General features: G+C 62.1%; 5 protein-coding genes. 1 reads left to right on the top strand and 4 read right to left on the bottom strand.

Annotated features, from left to right (window positions below):
- The 4 genes from I2E26_RS06285 to I2E26_RS06300 all read right to left on the bottom strand — a co-directional run.
- Window positions 1–914: serine/threonine-protein kinase (locus I2E26_RS06285; protein WP_195420047.1), on the bottom strand; the 914-nt coding region annotated here is incomplete at its 3' end.
- Between the two features lie 154 nt (window positions 915–1,068).
- The gene (locus I2E26_RS06290) at window positions 1,069–1,488 is read right to left on the bottom strand and encodes an XRE family transcriptional regulator (protein ID WP_195420048.1); all 420 of its coding nucleotides are present in this window, start codon (window positions 1,486–1,488) and stop codon (window positions 1,069–1,071) included.
- A 112-nt stretch (window positions 1,489–1,600) separates the two neighbouring features.
- Window positions 1,601–2,080, bottom strand: coding sequence for an Ltp family lipoprotein (locus I2E26_RS06295; protein WP_195420049.1), 480 nt, complete (start codon window positions 2,078–2,080; stop codon window positions 1,601–1,603).
- A 132-nt stretch (window positions 2,081–2,212) separates the two neighbouring features.
- Window positions 2,213–2,782, bottom strand: coding sequence for a DUF5714 domain-containing protein (locus tag I2E26_RS06300; protein ID WP_195420050.1), 570 nt, complete (start codon window positions 2,780–2,782; stop codon window positions 2,213–2,215).
- Window positions 2,783–2,941: 159 nt separating this feature from the next.
- Here I2E26_RS06300 and I2E26_RS06305 point away from each other — a divergent pair, with 159 nt between their 5' ends.
- On the top strand, window positions 2,942–3,967 hold the full coding sequence (locus I2E26_RS06305) for a hypothetical protein (RefSeq protein ID WP_195420051.1): 1,026 nt from the start codon (window positions 2,942–2,944) through the stop codon (window positions 3,965–3,967).
- Window positions 3,968–4,210: the final 243 nt, after the last annotated feature.

The raw sequence follows: 4,210 nt of genomic DNA on the forward strand, positions 1-4,210 counted from the left end.
ATCGACACCCCGGAGCTCGCTGCGTGCCCCGCATCCGAGAAATGCCCCGATTCGGAATCTCCCACGGCGCAGAGCGCCCGCCGCATATCCTCCGCCCGAGGATAGCGCGCAGCAGGGTCGAAAGAGCGCGCCTTGGCTGCAACGGCGAGCACGGCGCGGCCGCGGGCATCGATCACCCGATCAGCATCCGCCGCCATGGTCGGAGGCGTCCCCGTCACGCACTCATGCAGCACGCAGCCCAACGCGTACACATCGCTGCGGGCGTCCGTCTGGCCAAACCCGAACTGCTCTGGCGGCGCGTAACAACGAGTCCCGAAATGTGCGGTATCGGCTTGAGCCCCCTCCTCCCAACTTCGAGCGATACCGAAATCGATGAGCACGGGAACACCTCCGCGTATGATGATGTTGGACGGCTTCAGGTCACGATGAATCAACGGCGGATCGAAATCCTCATGCAAGACGCTCACAGCGTCGCACAGCTGGGAAACCACCTGAATCGCCAGCTCGGGGCCAGCGCCATGCCGCAGGAGGTACGCGTCGAGCCGCTCGCCCTCCACCCATTCCATCACAACGCTCAGCGTATCGCCCGTTCGCACGCACTCCACCAGGCGCGGCAGATACCGCGAACATCCACCCGAACGCTGAAACGCCATGAGGCGCTCGTACGCCGACCCAACGCCCGCCGCACAATCGATGATCTTGCGGACGAAGGGGCCGAGCTCCCCGCCCGACGCTCCCGCAAACATAACGAGCTCGGTCGTCTCGAAGGGCGTCTCCTTCAAAACCTTCCGAACGCGCCAACTCTGGGCGCGCGCCGTCGCCTCCAGATGCTCGTCAAGACCCATCTGGAAGGCGTCTTCGCCCATCCGCTGCCCATGCGCGCCCCGTGCTATGTCGTCATGCAGTGTCTCCATACGGCCCATCATACCAGCCGGCGGAGACACGCGCCGCACAGGAGAATAGCCCGCCATCGCGGAAGCGAGCGGCATGCGCTCCATCAGCGGACGCGCGTCGAACGCGCAAAGTGCATGGGGCGTCGCAAAACGACTCGTCGCCGATGGCGGCGGCCTAGTTGACCGTTTCCTCCCCAAGGCGGTAAAGCTCCTCGTTGGTCTTTTGGAGCGAGCACCCATGATCGATGCAGTAGATAATAATCGCATCGCGTCGACACTTGGGGTTGAGCGCGGCCACATCCGCCGCCCGCAGTGCGCGATTCGTCTCACGCAGCGTCAACGCCATGGCGAGGGCTATCTGCAGCACCTTGTTGCGCGATGGATGGCGCTGGCCGGTAAAGATCTGGTAGCCGAACGTTTCGTTCAAATCGGCCATGCGCACCACGCGAGCGCGTTCCAGATGCTTTCGCTCCAGTAGATGGCACAGGTACTCGGACAGCGTCGGGGCGGGGAACTCATGCTCGTGTACAAAGTCATCAAGGGTTGGCGCCTCCACGAGCTCGTGAAGCACCTCTTCCGTCAACCTCTCGGTCATACCCTCTCCTTTCACCAGCATGGCTCTGCAATCATTTTAGGACAACCTTGAAGCGGGGCACGTCCTTCGACGCGCCCCGCTCTTTAGCTAAAGCTCATTCGTTAACAAGCTGCTAGCCCAGATTCGCAACTGCGTAGTCCGCTTCTTCTTGCGTAAACTTCTCGCCATACTCGGAAGTGAGCTGGTCTCGAATGGCCTCAGGCGACATGTTCATGTCATCCTGGTACGATTGCGCCTTTGCCAAAGCGTTTGCGTTGTAATCCGCCTGAAGATTATCGATGGCATACTGAGCCGCCTCCGGCGAAAACTTTTCACCGTACTCAGACGTCAACTGGTCATAAATGCCCTGCTTAGACATATGCATCATCTCGGAATACGACTCCGCTTTCCTGAGGGCAGACTTATACTCGGTGGGTACATCAGGCTCCGGTTCGGGCTCGGGCTCGACGGGTGCGGGCTGTGTGGTCGAATCCGCAGGCTCCGAAGTCGCAGGTTGGTTGCCGCCCATCGACCCGATTGCGCCCAGCACCAACAGGACAGCGAATACCACCAAGACGATCTTCCAAATCGGCGTCTTTCCATCCTTAGCCATGAATAGCTCCTTTCGTTATCGACGCAGCCAGCTTTTCGCCGGCTCCCTGCTGTCATTATTGGAAAGCGAGCGGATGATTTCATTAGCTCTCAGCTAAGGCGGGCTGACGGACGGACCCGCGGCACGGAGGTCCTACGGATGATACGGGCAGCCATCCCCCAGACAGGCGGAATTGGCGCCCGCCACGGCGCACGCGACAGGCGAGCCATCCAGCACGAGGCCGGCATCGAGATGCTCGTTGAACCACGGCACCGCAGCCTGGACCGCGATACGCGCATCGCGCTTGCAGCATCGAGGAGAGCCACCAGCGGCGATGCGGCCCAGGACGTCGGCAACCATGGCCTGGCCCTCGCTCCAACCCTCCGCACGCAGGGGCGCATTGCCCGCAAGCACCGCGAACGCCATGCCGCATGACGTCGCCGCGCCGCATACGCCCCACTTCGCGCAGGACGCCCCCGGTACGCAACGGGCGCGAGCGCCGAGCTCGTCCAGGGCGGACGCGAGGTCACCGTAAGTCGAACGGGCACGGAATCGCGGCCACGAGCAGGTAAGAAGCGCCGCACCGACCAGGAAATGATGGACGGGACCGAAGGCGACGCACCGCTCATCAGCCATCAGGCGCTCGAGCAGAAGCCCGGGATCCACGCCCTCCCATGCCAGGCACACCTCGCGCGACCACGCGCATTCATCGTTGAACGCCATATCGTCCTCCCCTTTATCCGAGTTTTACACGCCGCCGCCCGACGGCAGCCGTGGAGCATGCGGCGCACATGCTCGCAGCACGTCGACGCTCGATCGCATCACCCTCGAATCATAGCGGGTATCATGAGGTATGTATGGCTACGCGAAAGGACGACGGCCATGGACCTCGATGAAGAAAAGCACCGCGACGACCGCGAAGCCGCGCCGCCTTCGCCCGAAGAGGGCAAGGCGAGCCGCTGCAAACGCCTCCTGCACAAACACAGCGGACTGATCTGCACGCTTGCCATCTGCGCCTTTTTCGGCGCGGTGGTCTACGCGGAAAACCCCTGGCTCTGGCCGCACGAGAAGGCCGCCTCCAGCGAAGCGGCCTTCGATCCCGCAAACCTGAAAGACCCCGACGGCAAGCCACTTGCCGAATGCCTGCCCTACGAGGGCATGCCCGAAGCCTACATAGACTACACGCTACTGGGGCGGCCCGATGAAATCAATGTGCTTGACGTGACCATCTACAAAAGAGGCGGCACGTGGTATACCTGGAAGGCTCATACGGGAGCGGATATATTCCTCGTATTCGCGTGCAATGAGAAGGTCGAAGAGACGTACAAGGAGCAGTGGGACACCGACTATTGGGTTGATCCCGTCACCAGGGCCGGCCTCGACAAGCCGAATCTCGATGGAACGGGGGCCGTGGTCTACGAGCGGGAGCCCCAGCCCACGGCCGAGCTCGAGAACAACATCCCGACGCCGGAAGAGCTCAGCGACCGCCTACCCTACATCGGCTTGCCTGCAGACCTTGTCGACAGCACCTGGCTCGGACCGCATTCCTCTGAGAGCGAGCCCGTTGAGTCCGGGATGATGGAGGGAGCGACCCCGTACCACTGGGTCGCCCACGACGGCACCCAAATCTTCGCCGCCTACATTCGCGACGGGAAGGTTATCAAGGTAGCAAAGTTCTATGTCGGAACGGACTATTGGAAAGCTGCAGATGGATCTGATCTCGACAAACCCAATCTCGACGGAACGGGCACCCAGATCGATAGTCGGCTCCCACCCCAACTCGTTGATCCCGAAGACTTCGATAACGCCGAAGACTACGCCGACAACGCGGCGGATTACTTCGAATACTACGGCGCAAAAGACCCGTGGATGGCCGCGGTAGATTTCTGGGACCTCAACGGACCCTGATGCACCGACCGCCACAGCCCCGCACACGCGAAGGCCGGCTCCACCAGGGGTCGGCCTTTTTCGGAACAGCCATCGACGAGCACCCGAGCCGCCCCACGTTGCACGGCCGCGCACGCGCATGCTACACTCAGCTCGTCCGTCCGCAGGATGCGGACCCCATGCGAGAACACCACCGCGAAGAGACAAGGCGGCCATGCGCTTCTAGACATCCCTCTCAACCGTCCCGTTGACCTCCGCGCACAC

This window comes from Collinsella sp. D33t1_170424_A12 (assembly GCF_015554865.1).
Taxonomy (GTDB): Bacteria; Actinomycetota; Coriobacteriia; order Coriobacteriales; family Coriobacteriaceae; genus Collinsella.

Excerpts from the sequence above, each read along its gene's own strand:
- I2E26_RS06290 (WP_195420048.1), bottom strand. The coding sequence starts at position 1,488 with ATGACCGAGAGGTTGACGGAAGAGGTGCTTCACGAGCTCGTGGAGGCG.
- I2E26_RS06295 (WP_195420049.1), bottom strand. The coding sequence starts at position 2,080 with ATGGCTAAGGATGGAAAGACGCCGATTTGGAAGATCGTCTTGGTGGTA.
- I2E26_RS06300 (WP_195420050.1), bottom strand. The coding sequence starts at position 2,782 with ATGGCGTTCAACGATGAATGCGCGTGGTCGCGCGAGGTGTGCCTGGCA.
- I2E26_RS06305 (WP_195420051.1), top strand. The coding sequence starts at position 2,942 with ATGGACCTCGATGAAGAAAAGCACCGCGACGACCGCGAAGCCGCGCCG.